Source organism: Bacteroidota bacterium (assembly GCA_016718825.1).
Lineage (GTDB): Bacteria > Bacteroidota > Bacteroidia > J057 > JADKCL01 > JADKCL01.
Genome location: JADKCL010000065.1, coordinates 1 through 19,347 on the forward strand (window position 1 = coordinate 1; position 19,347 = coordinate 19,347).

The window sequence follows — 19,347 nt, forward strand, 5'->3', positions numbered from 1 at the left end:
TTGAATGAAAAGTCATACAAAAATGGCATTAACGATCCACCAACTGCGGATCACCCATCTTTCCGGTCTGATAATCCAGAATACATTGCCGAATCTGCTCCTCCGTGTTCATCACAAACGGTCCGTAGGAATAGACGACTTCATTCAGCGGCTGACCACCCAACACGAGGATTTCGGCGTTTTCCTTGGCATAGAGTTGGACGGTACTTTCGCCACGGTGGTAAAGGGCGACTTGATTGGTTTTCAGGACTTTTTGACCTTCCAATTCGAGGTCGCCGTTGACGAGGTAGAGGATGAAGTTGTGGGTCGGATCGGTGGGAATGTCGAGCCGCGTGTCGGCTGCGAGGTGCATGTGGTAATAAAATGCGGGGCTCAGCGTCTCGATTTTGGACTTCGCATCGCCGAATTCGCCGAGGACGACCGTGCCTTTGACCTTCTCGGTGTCAATTTTGCCAAAGTCCTTTTCTGCGAAGAGCAAGGTCGCCGGGGCGTCCAATTTATAGGCGGAGGGCATGTTGAGCCAGATTTGGAAGCCGTGGTAAATGCCGCCTTCGTCGTGGAGCATTTTGCCGGTTTCTTCCATGTGAATCGCGCCACGTCCCGAGCTGAACATCATAAAATCGCCTTTCCCGATCTGGAAATCGTAGTCGAGGCTGTCTTTGTGGTGGCCATTTCCCGAAAGGAAAAACGTCGTCGGAATCACGCCCGCATGCGGGTGCGCGCCGACACGCAGGGGCTTCGCGCCTGCGGACATCGTGACAGGCCCGAATTCGTCAAACAAAACATACGGCGACACCAAATCCTGCCGATCCCCAGCAAATGCCCGCAAAATCGGCAGCGTCCCGACCATCTCGCGTTGCATGTTCAGAATTTCCGCGACTTTGCGCGTCGATTCGCCTGCGAGCAGCCCGGAAGCAGATTTGAGAATGCCCGGCACCGCGAGACTAGCGCCGATGATGGCCGATGTTTTGATGAATTCCTTGCGTTTCATGCGTTTGGAGTCGAATTGGAAGACAATACCGAATGAAAGATAACCAATTAGTAAGAACGATGTTTGGAGGTGCCGGAATGTGTAATGTGTTCATTGTCAGTAATTTTCAGGGGAGCCTATTTTCAACGCTTCGAAAGCAGCTTGTAAACCTTCGCTTTTTCTCCGAATTTTAACCTTTGGCTATCAAAATCACATTCGATGAAAAGTTTCTACGTGTTGTTGTTGAGTCTCTTGCTTTCTTTTTTCATTGTAAAAGCCCAATCAGGCAATGCGCTGCACTTTGACGGGGCCAACGATCAGGTCGTTGCCACGGTGCCCAGCCTTTTCAGCAATCTCACCGCCAATAGCTTCACAATGGAAGCTTGGGTGTATCCGACGGGCGCGATCTTCAGCCGGATCATTTATGCGCAATCCACCACCAATAGCTTCGCTACGATGAGCACTGGCGGAACGAACAACATCTATTTTTACGTCGTAGCAAATGGGACGAATTACAGCGCGGCGACCACCGCAACCTTGCCCAGCAACCAATGGACGCATGTTGCCGCGCGCTGGACAGCCGGAACGAATGCCGTAGCGGTGTTTTTTAACGGCGTTTTGCAGGCTTCATCCCCGGGCGGATCATCCTCAACAGGGACGAGCGGCTTGCTGACATTGGGCACGCGTCCCGGCGGGTGCACAATATTTTCCGGGTGCCATCGACGAAGTGAGAATCTGGAGTACAGCCCGCACGCAATGCGAAATTCAAAGCAATATGAACCGTCATTTCACAGGTCCGCAGACCAATTTGGTGGCTTATTATGACTTCAACCACGGCACTGCAGGCGGCAACAATGCGGGTGTGACGACGCTTTCAGATTATTCCGGGAATGCCAACAACGGCACACTTTCCAACTTTGCATTGACTGGAACGACCTCCAACTGGATTGCCTCTACCGTCAATATCACCTCCAATGGCAATGCAACCGGGGGCTACAATATTGCTGCGAATGCATCAGTTTGCCTAGGAGCAAGCTACACTTTCCCCAACGGCAGCACGCAGTCCAATATCACAGCGCAAGTCGTTCAAACAAGCACTTTGACGGCCACGAACGGCTGTGACAGCGTGATTGTGACGACGGTGGATGTCAATCAGACATACAATGTGCAAGATTCGGCATGGGTTTGCAGCGGCGGCAGTTACACGTTTCCCGACGGATCCACGCAATCCAATATTACGGCGCAAGTGGTGCAAACAAGCAACCTGCAAACGCTTGCGGGTTGTGACAGCGTGATCGTGACAACGGTAGATGTGCTGCCGAGCTACAACCTCACGCAATCGGCCATCGTTTGCAGTGGCGGCAGTTATTTGTTTCCAGACAGTTCTTTGGATACGAATATTACGGTGCAAGTCGTGCATACGAGCACGTTGCAGACGTTGGCAGGCTGCGATAGCATCATCGTGACCACGGTCGATGTTACGCCCAATTACTTCTATTTTGTGCTAGACACCGTCTGCAATGGCGGAAACTATACATTCCCTGACGGATCGGTACAGAGCAATATTACGACGCAAGTTTCCCATATTAGTGCCTTTCAGACCATTGCCGGATGTGATAGCAGTATCAATACCACGGTGGATGTATTTGTTGTGGACACAGCGGTTTCCGTCGCTGCCATTACCCTCACTGCTTCGGCTACCGGCGCAACTTATCAGTGGATCGACTGCTCGACGGGTTTCCCGATCTCAGGCGAAGTGAATAGCAGCTTTACACCGACGACGAGCGGAAATTATGCGGTTGTGGTGACGGAAAATGGCTGCTCGGATACTTCGAGCTGCTATGCAGTGACCGTGGTGGGCGTCGGAAATGGACCCGCACCGTCGATTGCACTCTATCCTAATCCCAATAAGGGTAGCTTTGTTTTGGAATTGCCTGCAACCCTCACGGGGCTTGTCAAAGTTGAAGTTCGGAATGCAGTAGGGCAAATCGTTTGGGAATCGATGCTCGGAGCAGGGAAACAAAATCTCAATCTGGGAACCGTTGCAAATGGAGTGTATACGTTGAAGGTGCACGGAACCGATGGTATTGCGGCGATGCGCGTGGTTGTGAATCGCTGATGGCAAGTTGGAAAATGAGCTTGCACATTCTTTTCTTCGAATGTATTTGAAATGTAAAATTCGACATGGTAAGTATTTGTAAATCATTGTTTTTGGGATTGGGATTCCTGTTCTTAATCCAAACCCTGCCTGCCTCAACCCTCGACGAAGAAGTCCAAGTCGCCGACGACGTCCACCTCACAGGCATTTTGGGAACAAAAATCCGAATCGACATGGTGCTGCAGCTCGAGACGGGCAAGTACTTCTTTAACAATAGCGGCACGGACAACATTGATGTGCGCGGAAAATACTTCTACCGCACGCAATTGAAGCCGATTCCATTGAATGGCACACTTTCCCCTTCGAAGGGATTGCTAATGCTCACGGTGGGGGACAACGAAAATCCGAAGGAGCGCTTCGAAGGCCGTTGGGATCCGAAACTCAAAAAAGTCACCGGAAATTGGACGCTCACCGAACCCGCAAAGACGATGCCTTTTGTTTTGACGGCCGCCGAAGCCAATGTAAAATCCTCCGCGATTGTCAGCTACTTTGCTGTATTGCGGGAGTTGCTGCAGGCAGAGCCCGATGCGGAGGGCGCCAAAATCGATGATGCACAATGGGAGGCTCCTAACGGCACGATTACGAATTTCGCTCCCAATTGGGGTGGCGGAATCGACGTGTTTACCCCGACCAGGTTGGAATATTATACCAGCTACAATTCGACGGCGCGCTCCTCGGATTACACGGAAATTTACCAATTGTTGCCCTCCGAGGCAGGCGTGTTTGTTGTGCACTTTTCCACCTATACTGGCTTTGAAAAATCCTACGATGAAAACGACGAGATGTCCGGAGGCATTTCAGGAAGCAGCTGCGGCTACGAATTGACGGTATACAAATATGCCGATGGTGCCGTAGATGTCACCAAAACTGTCTTGCCTGCAGATGTCAAATCAACAGGCGGCTCCGAATCAGATACCGAGGACATCAGCTGCGATGGGCAGGTCCTTTCGGATGCAATTCTCTTGCCATCAGGAGAAAAGCTGTATTGGGATGGGACGAAGTTTGTGAAATAAGCTGAATGGTTGCCGTTTTTTTGCAATTAAAAAGAACGTCGCAGAAAAAGCCCAAGGCCCTGCATTTGAGGCAACTTTGGATTGCAGTCGAAATAGGCTTGCTTCGGTCAGTTCTTAGTCGCGCAAAAACAGGATACAACCATTGGGTCCGATTCCCTCGCTGCCGTTCCATCCCATCGTGAAAACCATCGGTAGATTGCGTGTCGATTCCGGCAATTGAATTTCCTTGTTCCCGAAATTGGCGACGACGGTCAATTCCTGTTCGCCCAGTGTTTTGATGTACATTAGGACATTTCTCCCGCTGACCGACTCTTGCACCACCTTTAATGCGCCTTGCGAAAAGACAGGATGCAGTTTTCGCAATTGAAGCAAGGCCTTGTAGGAGGAAAACAACGAACTGCGATCCACACTTTGCCCAGCGACATTCCGCTGTTCCAATTCACCTGAAATCGGTAACCAAGGCTTTGCATCCACGGTCGTAAACCCTGCATTTGCTGTCGAATCCCATTGCATGGGCGTGCGGCAAACGTCGCGGTTGAGCGGCACGGGCATACGTTTGCGCAGCCACGTGGGCACCGACCCGTACATGTGCGAGATCGGATCCAGGGCATCTTTTTTGTCGATTTCCGCATCCAACATGCCGATTTCCTCCCCATAATACACCACGGGAACGCCCCGCGTGGTCATTTGCAAAACGGCCAACAGTTTCGCCTTTTCCAAATCGCCCTTCACCCGCCCAATGCTGCGTTTGTTGTCATGGTTGCCGACCACAAACGTCGGCACGCGCGGCGATGCATAATATCGGTTGTATTCCACCAAACGTTCCCTGAAAAAAGCAGCATCATACTTGTAAAATAGCATGTCAAACAGGAAAATCAGGTTGAGTCCATCCTGATTTTCGCCGAGGAATTTGCTGATCGTCGGATGCGCGCCAAACACTTCGCCCACCAAAAACCGGTCGGGAAATTCGTCAATGGTAGCCCGAATTTCCTTGGCTAAGGCAAAGTTTCCGGGATGATTGACCGTATGGATGCGCTTTTGGAAACGCGCATGCATGCCGTCCTTGGTCGGGATATAATGCAGCGACGCGGGATTGTCCCGAAATTGGTCATCCTTGACGATGGCATTAAAAATGTCCAAGCGGAAACCATCGACACCCTTCGTCAGCCAAAAGCGCAATACATCCTTCATTGCCGCCTTCACCTCGGGATTCGCCCAATTCAAATCCGGCTGAAAGGGGAGGAAAGAGGCGAAATACCATTGTTGGCGCTGCGCGGAATACTGCCATCCGGGAGGTCCCGGAATGCTCGTCCAATTTGTTGGCGGACGTTGGCCGTTTTTCCCTTTGCCATCGCGCCAGATATACCAATCGGCCTTGGGATTGTCGCGGCTGCTTTTGGATTCGAGAAACCAAGGATGCTGAGCGCTTGTATGGTTGAGCACCATGTCAAACACAATCTTCATCCCGCGTTGATGCACCGCTGCGATCAACTGCTCGGCATCTTTCATCGTGCCATATTCGGGCGCAATGCTGCGGTAATCGCTGATGTCATAGCCAAAATCCGCCTGCGGACTCGCATAAAACGGCGAAATCCAGATGGTCTCAAATCCCAATTCCTTTACATAATCCAAGCGGGAAATGATGCCTTGCAAATCGCCGATACCGTCGCCATTGCTGTCTTGGAACGAGCGCGGATAAATCTGGTAAATACTCGTGGATTGCCACCACGGGGCCGTTTCTTGGGCGATCATGGGCAGGGAAAGCGACATCAAGAGGAGGAAGATGAGGAGTCGATTCACTTTTTGAAGAAGAAAAAGATGGCGCCCATCAGCAAAACAAATCCGATGAGATGGTTCCACCGAAATTGTTCGGTTTTGAAAAATAGCAGTGAAAACAACACGAAAATCACCAAGGTGATGACTTCCTGAATCACTTTCATTTCCAGCAATGAAAACGGCCCGCCATAGTCTTGGTGCCCCAACCGATTCGCCGGGACTTGCAGACAGTATTCAAAAAAGGCGATTCCCCAGGAAATCAGGATCACCGCGAATAGTCCGAGGCTCTCAAAGCCCTTCATGCCTTTAAATTTCAGGTGCCCGTACCAAGCGAGCGTCATAAAGGCATTCGAAGCGACAAGGAGCAGGATGGAGGAGATGGCACGCGTCATAAAGGAGCAGAATTGAATAACCTACGCATTCTGAGATACAGAATTCGTCAGAATTAGCAGAAGGCCTTGAAACTATACGCTATTCCTGGAGTATTCTGCTTCCATTAGCTTGGAAACTTTCCAAATGGAGCGAAGAATCATTCTGCACCGCCACACAAGCTTACCAGGTTTAAAAGCAAAAAATCGCAGCAAGCAAATATCCGTTGTTTTAAGGGTTACCAAATGGAAAGTTAGCAAAATCGGGAATATTCTTGTATTCTGAAAGTTGCGCTATTTTGAATAAAAGCAACATATGGATGAAAAACAATCAAGTACCCTCAATCCCGACAAGGTGATGAGAACACACGTCAACGTTTACAATCACTTTTCCTGCCTGATATCATGGTTGAGGAACAGCAACTAATGGTCTTGATTCAAAACCAGTCAGAATGGCTGAGGTAGTTTAAAGGACTTATACTGCGTCAACGAAAAGCTGTTCGGCACATTCTCGCCACACAGGACTTCTGCGCAGCAGGTTGTAAGAGAGCAAAATCAGCTGTGAATTGCAAGCAAATCCAATCGGAACAAAAGAGTCCTGCAAACAAGCGTGGGACCTTGTTCGGTTAATCGTGACTTGGAGCCACAAAATCATGGACAAAATGATCCAAGTCACCACGTCGAATTTCCCTACCCGGGGATCCCAAAAAGATCTTCAAAGTAGGCTTAGGCGTTTTCAATAAGAAGTGGACTTGACATGGTCCCAATTGAGGTATGCTTTGCCTTGTTGCCGATTCCATTTAAGCTATCATGGGTTTGTTCCCAAAATCGACAGAATTTCCAGAACGTGGGCACGACCCCATTCCGGAAATTCTGCAAATCCTGTAAATTCTGATTCAAACCCGCAGAATTCAACACCAACACCGATTCTGAAAATTCTAAGAATTCTGCTCAAATTCTGATTCAGACGAAGCGATTCACCGTCGTCCATGGACCGCCGTTGTGGGCATCGATGCCTTCTGCTTGGAGGATGCTTGTCGCGCTGCCGCTGCGGTTGCCGGATGCACAGCAAAGGATGACTGGCTTGCCAGCTTTTTTCAGGCTTGCCACTTCGGAACGGATGCGGTCCAGCGGAATGTTCACCGAACCCTTCACATGCCCGCCGCGAAACTCTGCTGGCGAACGAACGTCAATGATCTTTGCACCTTTTGCGATCAAATCTGCAAAATCTACTGACTTACCAAAAAGACTGCTGAAAAGTCCCATATCGAATACTGTTTAATGATGATGTACTACAAGAAGTTAACGAGGCAAAGATGAACAGCTTTCCAAACCCAAGGTGTAACCAAGGTTACCATGAGAATTCGAACCAGTCCCACCTGCGGCCGTTCCTCCTACCTCAACCAACCGCATTGAAATTCAACACCCCCAATTGATTCTATAAATTCTGTGAATTCTGCTCAAATTATGCTCAGTTATGTGGAAAGAATTCCCGAACTTTTCCGACCTAGTGGGAAAATGCTGAGACGGGCGGTTGCCCTTACAAGAGATGGAGAAAATGTTCCAAATGGCCTCGCAGAGCCGGAAACTGCATTATTCGTTTGCCTATCGGATGCTTCCGATGATGTTGTTTGGTGACAACGGCCTCAGTGTCTGGCGTGTACTTGCTGACGCCGAGACAAGTGGAGAATATCTGAAGGAGGCTTGGAACCGGACCGCTGCTTCGCAGAATCTCGAATTTTTTGAGCCCGAGGGGCTGAAGGCGACCTTTCGCAAGGGGGAGGAGGGACGGGATTTGGTCGTGATCACCATGCCCGAGCCCATTGCACCACCCGAGGCTTACTTTGGAATCATTCAATTCGATGCCGAATCCAGCAAGCTTCACTACTACACCATAGAATATAGTGTGCGCATGGATGGCACCAAACGCGTGGTCCTTGGCAAAACCTTGCAAGGAGGCCAACGCCACAACCTCGGCGCCCTTCCCAATGCCGACCTCGAACTCGGAATCGATGAAATCGAACGCAAAGGCGCCCACCATTTCCCATTCCGACAGTTTGAATAGGACCTTTTCTTCGTGTCTTAGTGTCTTCGTGGCTAAACTTCTGTTCCTATGATCGCAAAAACTATCCTCGTTACCGGTGCCAACGGCTTGCTCGGTCAGAAACTTGTACAAAAATTGTCTCGCCGTGATGCTGTTCACTTGATCGCAACAGGCGTTGGCGAAAACCGCAATCCGATGGACGAGGGTTATGTCTATGAAAAAATGGACATCACCAAGCCGGATGAGGTGCGGAGGATCTTTGAAAAATACGAACCGACGGAGATCATCAACACCGCGGCGATGACCAACGTCGATCAATGCGAAAAGGAGCAGGAAGCCTGTTGGGAGTTGAATGTCAAGGCTGTCGAAACACAATTGGCGCTTTGCAAGGAGTTTGAGACGCGAATGATCCATATTTCCACCGACTTCATTTTCGATGGAAATGCTGGACCCTACACCGAAAAGGGAACACCGAACCCGTTGTCTTGGTACGGCAAAAGCAAGTTGGAGGCAGAGAATTTGGTGATCATGTCGGGCGTGCCCTACGCGATTGCCCGCACGATGCTCGTGTTTGGCGTCGTCGCCGACATGTCCCGCAGCAACTTTGTGCTCTGGGCAAAAAAATCATTGGAGGAAGGCAAACCCATCAACGTGGTCAACGATCAAATTCGTTGTCCGACCTTAGCAGAGGACCTTGCCGAAGGGGTTGTGTTGATGACCATGAAGGACAAAAGTGGCATTTACAACATTTCCGGGCCGGATATGTATAGCATCTGCGAAATGGTGCAAATGGTCGCGGATCACTGGAAATTGGACAAAAAACTGATCACCCCGGTTGAAAGCAATATGCTCAACCAAGCGGCAACACGCCCTTTGAAGACGGGATTCATCATCCTCAAAGCCCAAACCGAACTCGGCTACCGTCCAAGGACGTTCCGCGAAGCATTGGCCATCGTGGAAAGGCAGTTGAATGACTGGGAAGAGGATAAGTGACTTGAAGATCGCTCAATCCTCGCTTTGGGAATCTTGGAGGAGATGTTTTCCTTTCAGCCACCTTTTCGCTCGCTCCGGGATTTCGTATCGCTCCAAATAGACAAAGATCACCATCAACGCCGCGAACGGAAACAGCCATACCATCCGACCTTGGTAACGAGGATCTACCATGGCCAACGAAGCGCAGATAAAGCAATTCACGACGGAGAAGGAAAGTAACCAAATCAGAAACCAGCGTAGGTCTGCCGGTAACCGCTGAAATCGCGAACCCGCCATTGCGACCAATAAAAGCAGGCCCCAGCTCACAAACACCACCATCTCTTGGCGTCCATTAAGTGCCGTGAAGTCAAGTTGCCCCTTGATCTGCTTAGCCCCCAGACAGGCACGCGTACTGGATGGGAAAAAAGTCTTCAAGTTCTCAACCGGTGGCGACGCTTCAGGAAATGCGCCTGCTGGACCGGTCTCAAATACAAAAAACTGTCTGCTACCATCCTCAAAGCAAGCACGCGCATAACTTGAGAGAAGCGAAGGACGCAGCAGAATTTGGCGGTTCATATTTGAATATTCCTCGAAGTTAGCCTCCCAGCCGCCTGTTTTGTAAAGCGGACTATTGGCTGCATCCCATAGAAAGTCGCCATACAGTTCGCCCTTGTACGGACAAAGTTTCCAGTCATGGTTGGGGCAATCCTCGTCCAGGAACCTCTTGACCAGGTCCAAGTCGCGCAATCGGTTGGCCATAAAGATGCTGCTACCCGCCGTATAACGGAAATGGCCATCCTTCAGGGCATTGAAGCCGGGGATCAGCAAGTAGGTGATGGCCACCAATCCAGCCACGATCGCCAAGCTCTTCCCTTGGAAGGGAACCTTGCTGCGCTTCCTCCGGATCCAACCCAGCAATGCGCAACCCATCATCGCAACCACGATCGTCGGCAAATTGGAAAGATGGGTGCTCAATGCAAGCATGAGCAGCATCGCCAACGGTATTCTTTGTGACCAAGTGAGTTCCGTGAAAAAGGCGAGATTAAACGCCGACAAGAAAAGGATCGGGGTGAAAATATCAGGAATCAGGAGGTTTGCGTAGTAAGAGATGCCCGTGGTATAGATGAGGAAGAGCACCGTGAAGATGTAATAATATGCAATGCGGCGCTCGGACACAAATCGCCTGAGCGTTATGAGAAGGAGCCAGGCCAGGATGGCGGACTGTACCAAGATTACCAGCCAAGGGGACGCAGCAAGACTTGCATGCCGCAGGAACATGCCGTAGAATATCGGCCGGTCGATCGGCAATTGCCCGGTGAAGCCGCTGTGGATATAGGTTCCGGTGTCGGGATAGAGCAATGGAAAGCCATTGTAAAACGCCAAGAAGCACAACAAAAGTGTGGCTGCAGTAACCAGAAGGGTGATTTTGAGAAAACGCGGCATAGATGGATGCCCAGTTTCAGGCAGCCACGAAAATGGACATTTACCTTGGCAAAACCAAAGCAAAAGGAAGTGAACCCTTTTAGGATCGCAATGCTGGGAGTGCCACTTCGTCCTGGAGAAATGCCCGTTGGATAATTGAACCTGCCACTTCGTCCTCCCAGATGACCCGTTTATACATTCTCCCTGCGCGGCCTTTTTGCATTGCGTTACTTCGCAGCACAAAACTCAAAAACAATAAACGATGGTTCACAAACTCAACAATGCACAAAAGCGTGGCCTGCTGATTGGCTTGGCTGCATTGGTGCTCCTCGCGGGATGGCGGCTACGTGCGCGACACCTTGAAAATAGCGCGCCGCTTATAGAAACAGCATCCGAAGGCCCCGAAAAACCGAAATCCGCGCGCATCGAACTCAATACAGCCGACACTACGCTTCTTCAAACCGTCAAAGGAATCGGTCCGGCAAGTGCCCGCCGCATCGTTAAGTACCGCAGTCTGATTGGCGGATTCACGCATACAGACCAACTGCTCAAAGTATGGGGAATTACGCCGGAAAATTTCATTCGCATTGAAGAACAGGTCTTTGTGGATACGACCACCACGACATTCGCAGCGTTGAAAAAGGGAAAGTTTAATCCCTACGCCCAACAATCCTATCCCAGCGTCCTCGTGGCAGCTACAAGGATGGCTTTTCTTCCAGCAAATTTGAAGCGGCAGCCGCGCAGCGTTCGAGCGAATCCGGGAATTCGCCAGCAGCGGTCGAAGCCTCACAACCCTCAGCGAGCGTTCCAGCAAAAAATACCTTTTCACGGCAATTGCTCGATATCAACATTGCAGATTCTTCGGCCTTGGTGGAAATCAGCGGCATTGGCCCCGGAACGGCACGCAACATCGTCAAATACCGGTCGTTGATTTTCTACTTCGACAATTTGGAGCAATTGTCGGAAGTCTGGGGCATCCGGCCGGAGAATCTGGAACGGATGAAGCCTTACCTTTCCGTCGGTAATTCGAAGCAATCCATGCCGCACCTGAAAATCAATGAGATGGGCGTCGACGAACTCGGAAAACACAAGTACCTTGGTTACAAAGAAGCCAAGATACTCGTCGCCTACCGCGAGAAACACGGCCCATTTGTGGACTTCGCCGCCTTGCAGCAAGTTCTCGGCGTCGCACCCGAAAAGCTCGATAAGATCAAGCCTTATCTGGTGTTTTGATTTCCTGTTGCATTTCCAGATTCTTTGGCTCAAATTCGACGGTCTTTCAAAAATGATAAAAGAATGGATCTCGAATCTCTGCTCAAGTCAAACATCCGGGAAGTGCCGGACTTTCCCATCAAAGGGGTGAATTTCAAGGATATATCTCCTATTTTCCTTCAACCGGATTTGATCCGGCAGACCGCTGAAGCCTTGGCTGCGCCTTGGAAAGGCAAAGGCATTACCCGCGTCGTCGGCATCGAAAGCCGAGGATTTCTTTTCGGCCCGCAGATTGCACAAATTCTTGGTGCAGGATTCGTGATTGTGCGCAAAGCAGGCAAGCTGCCGCCTGAGACGTCGTCGATTTCCTATTCGCTCGAGTACGGGAATGCCACGATTGAAATGGTCAAAGGTTCGGTCGGACCTCAAGACAATGTCCTGATCCACGACGACTTGCTCGCGACAGGCGGCACCGCAAACGCTTCGGCGATGCTCGTGCGGCAGCTCGGGGCCAAAGTAGCAGGATACAGTTTTATGATCGATCTGGCATTCCTCAATGGGCGCTCCGTTTTGTCCAAGGACGGCTCCGAGGTGCATGCGATCATTCATTATCATTGATCATTTTCGGGAGGCCAAGGCGACATTTTGCGTTTTGGCATTTTCTGCGAATGATTTGAACCGTATTTTTGAGGCCTAAATTCGAATTTCATGGCTGTTAGCAGTATTTCCACCTCCTCCCAAATGGATCTTTCCCTGTCCGAAAATCAGCGGATGATCGCCGACATGATCCGTAAATTCGGGGAGGAGCATATCAAGCCCTACATCCGCGAATGGGATGAATCGCAGCATTTCCCTGTGGATTGCATGAAAAAGCTCGGCGAATTGGGCCTTTTGGGCATTTTCGTTCCGGTAGAATACGGCGGCTCGGGCTTTGGCTATGCGGAATACGTGACCGCCATCTCCGAATTGGGAAAAATCGATCCGTCGATTGCCCTTTCTGTAGCAGCCCACAATTCGCTTTGCACCGGACACATCTATTATCACGGCAGCGAAGAACAAAAGCGCAAGTACCTGCCCAAGCTTGCCTCTGGCGAATGGATTGGTGCCTGGGGCTTGACCGAGCCGAATACTGGTTCCGATGCTGGCAACATGAAAACGACGGCCATGCGCGATGGCGACGGCTGGGTGATCAACGGTGCCAAAAATTTCATTACACACGGCATTTCCTGCGATGTCGCGGTGGTGATGACCCGCACGGGCGAACCCAACGCGAAGAATAACAGTACCGCTTTTATCATTGAAAGGGGTACGCCCGGGTTCCGTGGCGGCCGCAAAGAAGACAAGCTCGGCATGCGCGCCTCGGAAACGACAGAATTGCTGATGGATGATGTACGCATCGCTGACAGTCAGCGCATTGGCGAGGTTGGCTTTGGCTTCAAGCAAGCCATGCAAATTCTCGATGGCGGAAGGATTTCGATTGCTGCTTTGGCGCTGGGCGTTGCAAAAGGCGCATTTGAGGCTTCAGTGCAGTACAGCAAGGAGCGTAGCCAATTCGGGAAGTCCATATCGAATTTTCAGGCAATTGCCTTCAAACTCGCCAACATGGCGACCGAGATTGAAGCCTCTGAGCTGCTGTGTATGCGTGCCGCAGACCTCAAAGACCGGGGCCAAAAAGTGACCACAGAAGGCGCGATGGCCAAGCTCTTCGCTTCCGAAGCCTGCGTTCGTATTTCCAACGAGGCCGTACAAATCTTTGGCGGATACGGCTTTGTCAAGGATTATCCCGTTGAGAAATTCTACCGGGATTCCAAACTCTGCACGATCGGAGAAGGCACAAGCGAAATTCAATTGCTCGTGATTTCCAGGCAGTTGCTGGAGATTTGATGAGCATTGAAGTCGGGATTTTCCGTGTGGAGAAATTGAATTTCAGAAAATTTTCAACAATTTTCCATTCTAAATTGTCAATTCTCAATTCCTTTTCTATCTTTGCCACTCTTTAGAATTTAAGAAAGTAGGTGATACAATGCTTCTGATCAAAATCAAAGAAAACGAGAGCATCGACCGCGCACTGCGCCGGTACAAGAAGAAGTTTGAAAAAACTGGCATCCTCCGCGAAGTTCGTGGCCGTATGTACTTTATCAAGCCTTCGGTCGAGAACCGCGAGCTCATGAAAAAAGCCCGTCGCCGCGAAGAGCACTACGCAGCCGACAACTATTGATTTCTGAATTTAAACCCTGTTTTCTGCGTAAGTAGATTGCATTGGGAATGAAAAATATTTACCTTTCACCATCAGGTGGAAGGTAATTTTCATTTATGCTCGAGGGGAAATTTCATCAATACTTGCAAGTGGAGCGGAATTATTCCCCGCATACGATCTTAGCGTACACGCAAGATTTGAAGTCCTTCGATACCTTTTTGAAGGAGCATTATTCCCTCGATATTTTCCAAGAAAAAGATGCTCAGGCCGTTACGCATCGCATGATCCGCGTATGGATGGGCGAGTTGCTTGATGGTGGCGCAGGAAATCGCAGTGTTACCCGGAAAGTCGCAAGCCTCAGCGCCTATTTTCGTTACCTCCGCAAATCCGGCCTCGCAACCCAAAATCCGGTCACCAAGGTCAAGTCTCCCAAATTCGAAAAAAAACTTCCGTCATTTCTCAAGCACGACAGCATTGGGCAGTTGTTTGAGGGCATCGAATTTGGTGCTGATTTTGAGGGCACTAGAGATTGCGCGGTTTTGGAATTGCTTTACAGCTGCGGATTGCGGCGTTCGGAGCTCGTTGGACTGCAATTTCGGGACATCGATTTTCTGAATGCCACCGTAAAAGTGATGGGGAAAGGACGCAAAGAACGCGTCGTTCCGCTTGGGAGATGTGCATCAAAAGCAATGAAAACCTATATTCAGGTTTGCGACGAAGCCGGATTCGATTACAGGGGAAATTTCTTTCTCAAGGCGGACGGCGAACCGATTTACGATCGGTTGGTTCATCGATTGGTGGACAAGTATCTCAAGCAGGTTTCGAGCCTGACCAAAACGAGTCCGCACGTTCTTCGGCATACCTTCGCGACACACCTTTTGGATCGTGGCGCGGACTTGAATGCGATCAAGGAAATGTTGGGCCATACGAGCCTTGCTGCGACGCAGGTGTATGTGCACAATTCAATATCGAAACTCAAAGATGTATATTCAAAGGCCCATCCAAAGGCCTGATTACCAAAACTTAAATAAAGAATAGATGAAACTTGAAATCCAGTCAATCCACTTCGATGCTGATCAGAAGCTTCTGGACTACATCCAAAAGAAATGCGACAAGCTCGATCAGTTTTTCGATAAAATCACGAGCGGACAGGTTTATTTGCGCGTTGAAAAGAAGGGCGAGCATTCGTTGAAGTCCGTGGAAATCAAGATATTGGTCCCCGGAGAGTCCTTGCTTGTCAAAGAGGAGAGTTTTGTTTTTGAAGAATGTATCGACAACGCTACCGACAGTTTGAAGCGTCAATTGACCCGCTACAAAGAGAAAATGCGGACCTGATCTGATAAGAACAAAAAAAGAGCCTCCACCGTGAGGCTCTTTTTTTTCGCCATATTGCAGCGATGTCGTTTCCGATTTCCATATATGATCACCTGGGAAGGCAGGTTGACTTGCCGCAAATCCCGCAGCGGATTGTTTCCTTGTGCCCGTCACAGACGGAAACCTTGGTCGCCTTGGGGGTAGGGGAGCGGCTTGTCGGCCGAACGCGGTTTTGTATTCATCCGAAGTCGGTTTTGAAGAAGGTGAAGAACATCGGCGGGACCAAATTGGTTGATTTTGATCGGATTCGGGCATTGAAGCCTGACTTGATCATCGGCGAAAAGGAAGAGAACACCGCCGAGATGGTTGCAGCCTTGGAAGCAGAGTGGCCCGTCTTCGTCACCGACGTCCGCGATCTGGAATCCTCAGCTAGGATGGTGACGGACTTGGGCAAAATTACGGGTACAGCGACGAAGGCGGCCGGACTCGTGTCGCAAATCAGGGCGTCCTACGATGCGATTTGCCCCTTGCCGAGACCTGTTTCTTGCCTTTATCTGATATGGAAAGATCCGTGGATGGCCGTTGGCGCTGACACTTTTATTGATTCTGTGCTCAAAAAGTGTGGATTTCACAATGTGGCTGCCTCCCTGGATGGCCGTTATCCGATTGTAACCAAAGAAACATTTCGGGGGAAAATGCCGGAAATGGTGTTCCTTTCGAGTGAGCCCTATCCTTTTACAAATTTGCATATTGTTGATGTTCAGAAGCTTGTGGCTACACCTGCTGTCCGGATCGTAGATGGTGAAATGTTTAGTTGGTATGGTTCACACTTGATCGGTGTCGAAAATTATCTCAATCTGGTGTTGCAAGATACTTTCGCTTCCTTATCTTTGCATGATTCGGTTTGAACTGTATACTGGAATTAAAAAGTTTTTGCTTATGACTTTGAATGCCCTGCTCCGCTTCGGTATCGTGACGTCCTTACTTGTTGTGTTGGTTTTGCCACTTGCGGCTTGGAAAAAGGCTGAATCAGCCAATCTGACCAATGCGAAATCTTCACTTGTAAGTCTTGTCGACGCCACCGAAAAACCTAGCACTGACATTCCTGCAGACCTACCCCCAGCCGTTTTGGCAGCAACTTATTCCGGCAAGTCTGGATGCGCAGCGACTGAACACAATTTTGAGATTGTAGTGGATGTGCTGGATGCCGGCACCAATCTTTACCGCGTAAGAAACCTGCTTGACGAAGGCGAAGTTGTCAAAGCCCGCTGGCGCGAAGGCAAGCTTCAGCTGGGTTCATCCCAGAAAATGGGCTCATACCAGATTTCTGGTTATGTCGAATACCTCGAAAGCCCTGCCCGGATTGAAACACATGTCAAGTATCAGGATGGTTTAGGTTTTTGCGAAGATGTCAGCGTCTTTGTGAAGCGTTAATTCGTCTGATGGATGAAAATGGCGGGACAAATCGGGGTAACAACCTGGATTTGTCCCGCTTCTTTTTGCATCAGGTTGGTTCAGATACGTTCAATGGCGATGCTTACGTTTCTTTTCCGTCCCTTGTCGTCCATGCATGTGACTTCAATTTTGCCATTTTGCGGTGCGAAGAAAAATCGCTCACCTGCAGCGCAGCCTCCGAGAAAGGCACCATCAGCAAACCAATAGTGCATTTCTGATTCAGGATCAGGTGCAGCTTGGAGCAAGAGCTCCTGCCCGGCTTCAACAAAATAAGTCTCTCCTTGTGCGGGCGAATGAATTTCTGGTCCGCCAACATGAAATACACCCTCGCATTCCGGATTATGCGCTGGTGGCCGCTGAAAATCCAACGACGACCTCACCATCCACAAGGTCAATTCGGGATTTAAGTTGCTGAAGCGCCGCTTTTGGTATCCCGAGGCGGGCAGGCAGGCTGTACAGTATTGAAGGGTTCCCTCCGGATTGGTAAAGATTTCGCGGTCGCGTTGGCAAGTAGCTGAAGTTGTAACCCCTTGAATGGTAAGATCCTTTGTGAGCTGAGTGCAGGTATGCGCGGGAGGCAACCCGCTTTCCGCGCAGACCACCCGCTCTCGCAGGCGCTCAGGCTTTGAAAACCAATGTTTATCCGCATCATAGTCGATCGCATTGAACAGGTCGAGCATCAAAGGCACGGCCGTTTTGCTCCCCGACATTTCCAAAACGGGGCTGCCGTCCATGTTGCCCATCCACACACCGATGGTATACCGCGGATTGTAGCCAACGCTCCAAGCGTCGCGCCTGCCGAAGCTCGTTCCGGTTTTCCAGGCAACTTTTGGCAATTTGCTGCGGCTCAGGAACAATGGCGGTAAATCAGGACGTTGGATGCCCGAGAGGATTTCGGTGACCATATAGGCTGCCTCTGCCGAGCAAATCCGATGGCCATTGTTGGTTTGCGGTTCCGATTCCAGAAACCGTAGCGGCCGCAGCACCCCGCCGTTCGCCAAGGCCGCATAGGCACGCACCAATTCCTCCATCGTTGCACCGCATCCGCCCAAAGCCAATGAAAGTCCCAAATCCTTGTGGTGTTTGCTCACCGAAGCAAAACCAGCCTCACGCAGTGCCCAGATGAAATTGTGAATGCCGATGTCGTTCAGCAGCCGCACCGCAGGCAAATTGAGCGAATGACGCAAGGCCTCTTCAGCGGAAACTTCGCCCCGGAATTGGCGGTCGTAGTTGACGGGCGAGAAATCGCTGAATTCCTTCGGTACGTCCAATAACTTCATCTTGGGCGTCAAAATGCCTTGATCGAAGGCCATTGCGTAAATGAAAGGCTTCAAAGTGCTGCCTGGCGAGCGGACGGCATGGATTCCGTCGACCTCGCCAGAGGCGGCTTTGTTGTGGAAATCTGCCGACCCGCAATAGGCAAGCACGTTCATCGTGCGGTTGTCCACGACGATTGCAGCGCCATTGGAGATGCCGGAGGCCTGTACGCGACGCACATGATTTCCTAGGAGATTCTGCGTCAACAATTGAATTTTCGGGGAAAGTGTTGTTTGGGTTGTGGATTCAGGTGCTTGACGCTGAACCCATTCGCAGAATTGTGGCGCATGGTAGGCAAATTCTTTTCGCTCGGTCGGAATGGTTTCGGTCAGGGCATCCGTGAGTTGTGCAGCAGGGAAAATCCCCCTTTCGCTAAAGCGGCGGAGCCATTTGTCTCGGGATTCCCGCGTTTCCGGACTGTTGGCGTCTGGCCGAAGGGAATTGGGGCGGTTGGGAATGACCGTGAGCAAAACACATTGTGAAAGGCTCAATTGGGAGGGAGGGCGATCAAAATAGATGTGGGATGCCGCCGAAACACCCTCGACATTGCCGCCATAAGGAAGGTAACTCATGTACATTTCCAAAATCTCGGTCTTCGAATGATGCCATTCCAACTGAAATGCCCGAAATGACTCCTGGATTTTACCCCAAATCGTCCTCGGCTTGGGTTCCATCATGCGCGCCACCTGCATCGTAATGGTACTCGCACCCGAATTGCGCGCGCCTGAAGCTGCATTTCCAAACAAAGCTCTTCCGATTGCCAAAGGATTGACGCCCGGATGCCAATAAAACCAGCGGTCCTCCTTGGCAATCAGTGCTTTGGGTAATTCTGCCGGAACATCTTCTAAATGCACCTGCATCCGCCACTTGTCGTCCTTGCTGAGGTAACAACGCAGAAGGCTTCCGTCTGAGGCACGCACTTCCGGACTGAAAGGCTTGGGAGCCGGCAATGGAAAAAACGTATCGAGAAGAAGGAAAAATACCAATGACAGCAGCGCAGCGGTGAACGCCCAACGCATTCGGCTGGTATTGAGCTTTTTCCGCCCTCGCAAAATCCATTGACCTAATATTTTTATTCCCATAAAGAATTGTCGCTCAATTCCGTGATGTATTCGCTAGAACCCCAGCA

Annotated in this window: 20 protein-coding genes; 14 read left to right on the plus strand and 6 right to left on the minus strand. The window is 50.4% G+C overall.

The features are described from left to right. Positions 1–28: 28 nt before the first annotated feature. Positions 29–991, minus strand: a complete 963-nt coding sequence (locus tag IPN95_29035; GenBank protein MBK9453357.1) for a pirin family protein — start codon at positions 989–991, stop codon at positions 29–31. Between the two features lie 198 nt (positions 992–1,189). On the opposite strand from IPN95_29035, the gene IPN95_29040 reads away from it, so the two are divergent. The 3 genes from IPN95_29040 (at position 1,190) to IPN95_29050 (ending at position 4,141) form a co-directional block, all read left to right on the plus strand. Further along, positions 1,190–1,795: a LamG domain-containing protein gene (locus tag IPN95_29040; GenBank protein ID MBK9453358.1), complete on the plus strand. Its 606-nt coding sequence runs from the start codon at positions 1,190–1,192 to the stop codon at positions 1,793–1,795. Continuing rightward, a complete protein-coding gene (locus tag IPN95_29045; GenBank protein MBK9453359.1) occupies positions 1,746–3,089 on the plus strand; it encodes a T9SS type A sorting domain-containing protein in 1,344 nt (447 codons plus the stop codon). The genes IPN95_29040 and IPN95_29045 overlap by 50 nt, the downstream gene beginning before the upstream one ends. 65 nt (positions 3,090–3,154) lie before the next feature. Then, a complete protein-coding gene (locus IPN95_29050) occupies positions 3,155–4,141 on the plus strand; it encodes a hypothetical protein (GenBank protein MBK9453360.1) in 987 nt (328 codons plus the stop codon). Between the two features lie 114 nt (positions 4,142–4,255). Here the strand turns inward: IPN95_29050 and IPN95_29055 are convergent, their stop codons facing one another. From IPN95_29055 to IPN95_29065, 3 genes are all read right to left on the minus strand, one after another. Beyond that, positions 4,256–5,941: an alpha-glucosidase gene (locus IPN95_29055; protein MBK9453361.1), complete on the minus strand. Its 1,686-nt coding sequence runs from the start codon at positions 5,939–5,941 to the stop codon at positions 4,256–4,258. Beyond that, on the minus strand, positions 5,938–6,309 hold the full coding sequence (locus IPN95_29060) for a DMT family protein (protein ID MBK9453362.1): 372 nt from the start codon (positions 6,307–6,309) through the stop codon (positions 5,938–5,940). Before IPN95_29060 ends, IPN95_29055 begins: the two co-directional genes overlap by 4 nt. A 939-nt stretch (positions 6,310–7,248) precedes the next feature. Continuing rightward, positions 7,249–7,551 (minus strand): rhodanese-like domain-containing protein, encoded by a 303-nt coding sequence (locus IPN95_29065; GenBank protein MBK9453363.1) that lies wholly within the window; start codon positions 7,549–7,551, stop codon positions 7,249–7,251. A gap of 283 nt (positions 7,552–7,834) precedes the next feature. Between IPN95_29065 and IPN95_29070 the strand changes: the two genes are divergently transcribed. Both IPN95_29070 and IPN95_29075 read left to right on the plus strand, forming a co-directional pair. After that, positions 7,835–8,350 carry a hypothetical protein gene (locus IPN95_29070; GenBank protein ID MBK9453364.1) on the plus strand — a complete coding sequence of 172 codons (516 nt, stop codon included), beginning with the start codon at positions 7,835–7,837 and terminating at the stop codon, positions 8,348–8,350. Positions 8,351–8,398: 48 nt separating this feature from the next. Further along, positions 8,399–9,322, plus strand: a complete 924-nt coding sequence (locus IPN95_29075) for an SDR family oxidoreductase (protein ID MBK9453365.1) — start codon at positions 8,399–8,401, stop codon at positions 9,320–9,322. 12 nt (positions 9,323–9,334) lie between these two features. Here IPN95_29075 and IPN95_29080 read toward each other — a convergent pair whose 3' ends face one another. After that, positions 9,335–10,744: a hypothetical protein gene (locus IPN95_29080; protein ID MBK9453366.1), complete on the minus strand. Its 1,410-nt coding sequence runs from the start codon at positions 10,742–10,744 to the stop codon at positions 9,335–9,337. A 241-nt stretch (positions 10,745–10,985) separates the two neighbouring features. On the opposite strand from IPN95_29080, the gene IPN95_29085 reads away from it, so the two are divergent. The 9 genes from IPN95_29085 (at position 10,986) to IPN95_29125 (ending at position 16,880) form a co-directional block, all read left to right on the plus strand. After that, positions 10,986–11,654 carry a helix-hairpin-helix domain-containing protein gene (locus IPN95_29085; protein MBK9453367.1) on the plus strand — a complete coding sequence of 223 codons (669 nt, stop codon included), beginning with the start codon at positions 10,986–10,988 and terminating at the stop codon, positions 11,652–11,654. Beyond that, positions 11,591–11,956 carry a helix-hairpin-helix domain-containing protein gene (locus IPN95_29090; protein ID MBK9453368.1) on the plus strand — a complete coding sequence of 122 codons (366 nt, stop codon included), beginning with the start codon at positions 11,591–11,593 and terminating at the stop codon, positions 11,954–11,956. The genes IPN95_29085 and IPN95_29090 overlap by 64 nt, the downstream gene beginning before the upstream one ends. A 63-nt stretch (positions 11,957–12,019) precedes the next feature. Next, a complete protein-coding gene (locus tag IPN95_29095; protein ID MBK9453369.1) occupies positions 12,020–12,553 on the plus strand; it encodes an adenine phosphoribosyltransferase in 534 nt (177 codons plus the stop codon). A 123-nt stretch (positions 12,554–12,676) separates the two neighbouring features. Continuing rightward, positions 12,677–13,819, plus strand: a complete 1,143-nt coding sequence (locus IPN95_29100; GenBank protein MBK9453370.1) for an acyl-CoA dehydrogenase family protein — start codon at positions 12,677–12,679, stop codon at positions 13,817–13,819. 139 nt (positions 13,820–13,958) lie between these two features. Then, on the plus strand, positions 13,959–14,153 hold the full coding sequence (locus tag IPN95_29105; protein MBK9453371.1) for a 30S ribosomal protein S21: 195 nt from the start codon (positions 13,959–13,961) through the stop codon (positions 14,151–14,153). A gap of 95 nt (positions 14,154–14,248) precedes the next feature. Then, positions 14,249–15,145 (plus strand): tyrosine-type recombinase/integrase, encoded by an 897-nt coding sequence (locus tag IPN95_29110; GenBank protein ID MBK9453372.1) that lies wholly within the window; start codon positions 14,249–14,251, stop codon positions 15,143–15,145. A 25-nt stretch (positions 15,146–15,170) separates the two neighbouring features. Continuing rightward, positions 15,171–15,467 (plus strand): ribosome-associated translation inhibitor RaiA, encoded by a 297-nt coding sequence (raiA, locus tag IPN95_29115; GenBank protein MBK9453373.1) that lies wholly within the window; start codon positions 15,171–15,173, stop codon positions 15,465–15,467. A 62-nt stretch (positions 15,468–15,529) separates the two neighbouring features. Then, a complete protein-coding gene (locus tag IPN95_29120; GenBank protein ID MBK9453374.1) occupies positions 15,530–16,354 on the plus strand; it encodes an ABC transporter substrate-binding protein in 825 nt (274 codons plus the stop codon). A 31-nt stretch (positions 16,355–16,385) separates the two neighbouring features. Further along, positions 16,386–16,880 (plus strand): hypothetical protein, encoded by a 495-nt coding sequence (locus tag IPN95_29125; GenBank protein ID MBK9453375.1) that lies wholly within the window; start codon positions 16,386–16,388, stop codon positions 16,878–16,880. Positions 16,881–16,960: 80 nt separating this feature from the next. Here IPN95_29125 and pbpC read toward each other — a convergent pair whose 3' ends face one another. Beyond that, positions 16,961–19,300, minus strand: a complete 2,340-nt coding sequence (pbpC, locus tag IPN95_29130; protein MBK9453376.1) for a penicillin-binding protein 1C — start codon at positions 19,298–19,300, stop codon at positions 16,961–16,963. Between the last annotated feature and the right edge of the window lie 47 nt (positions 19,301–19,347).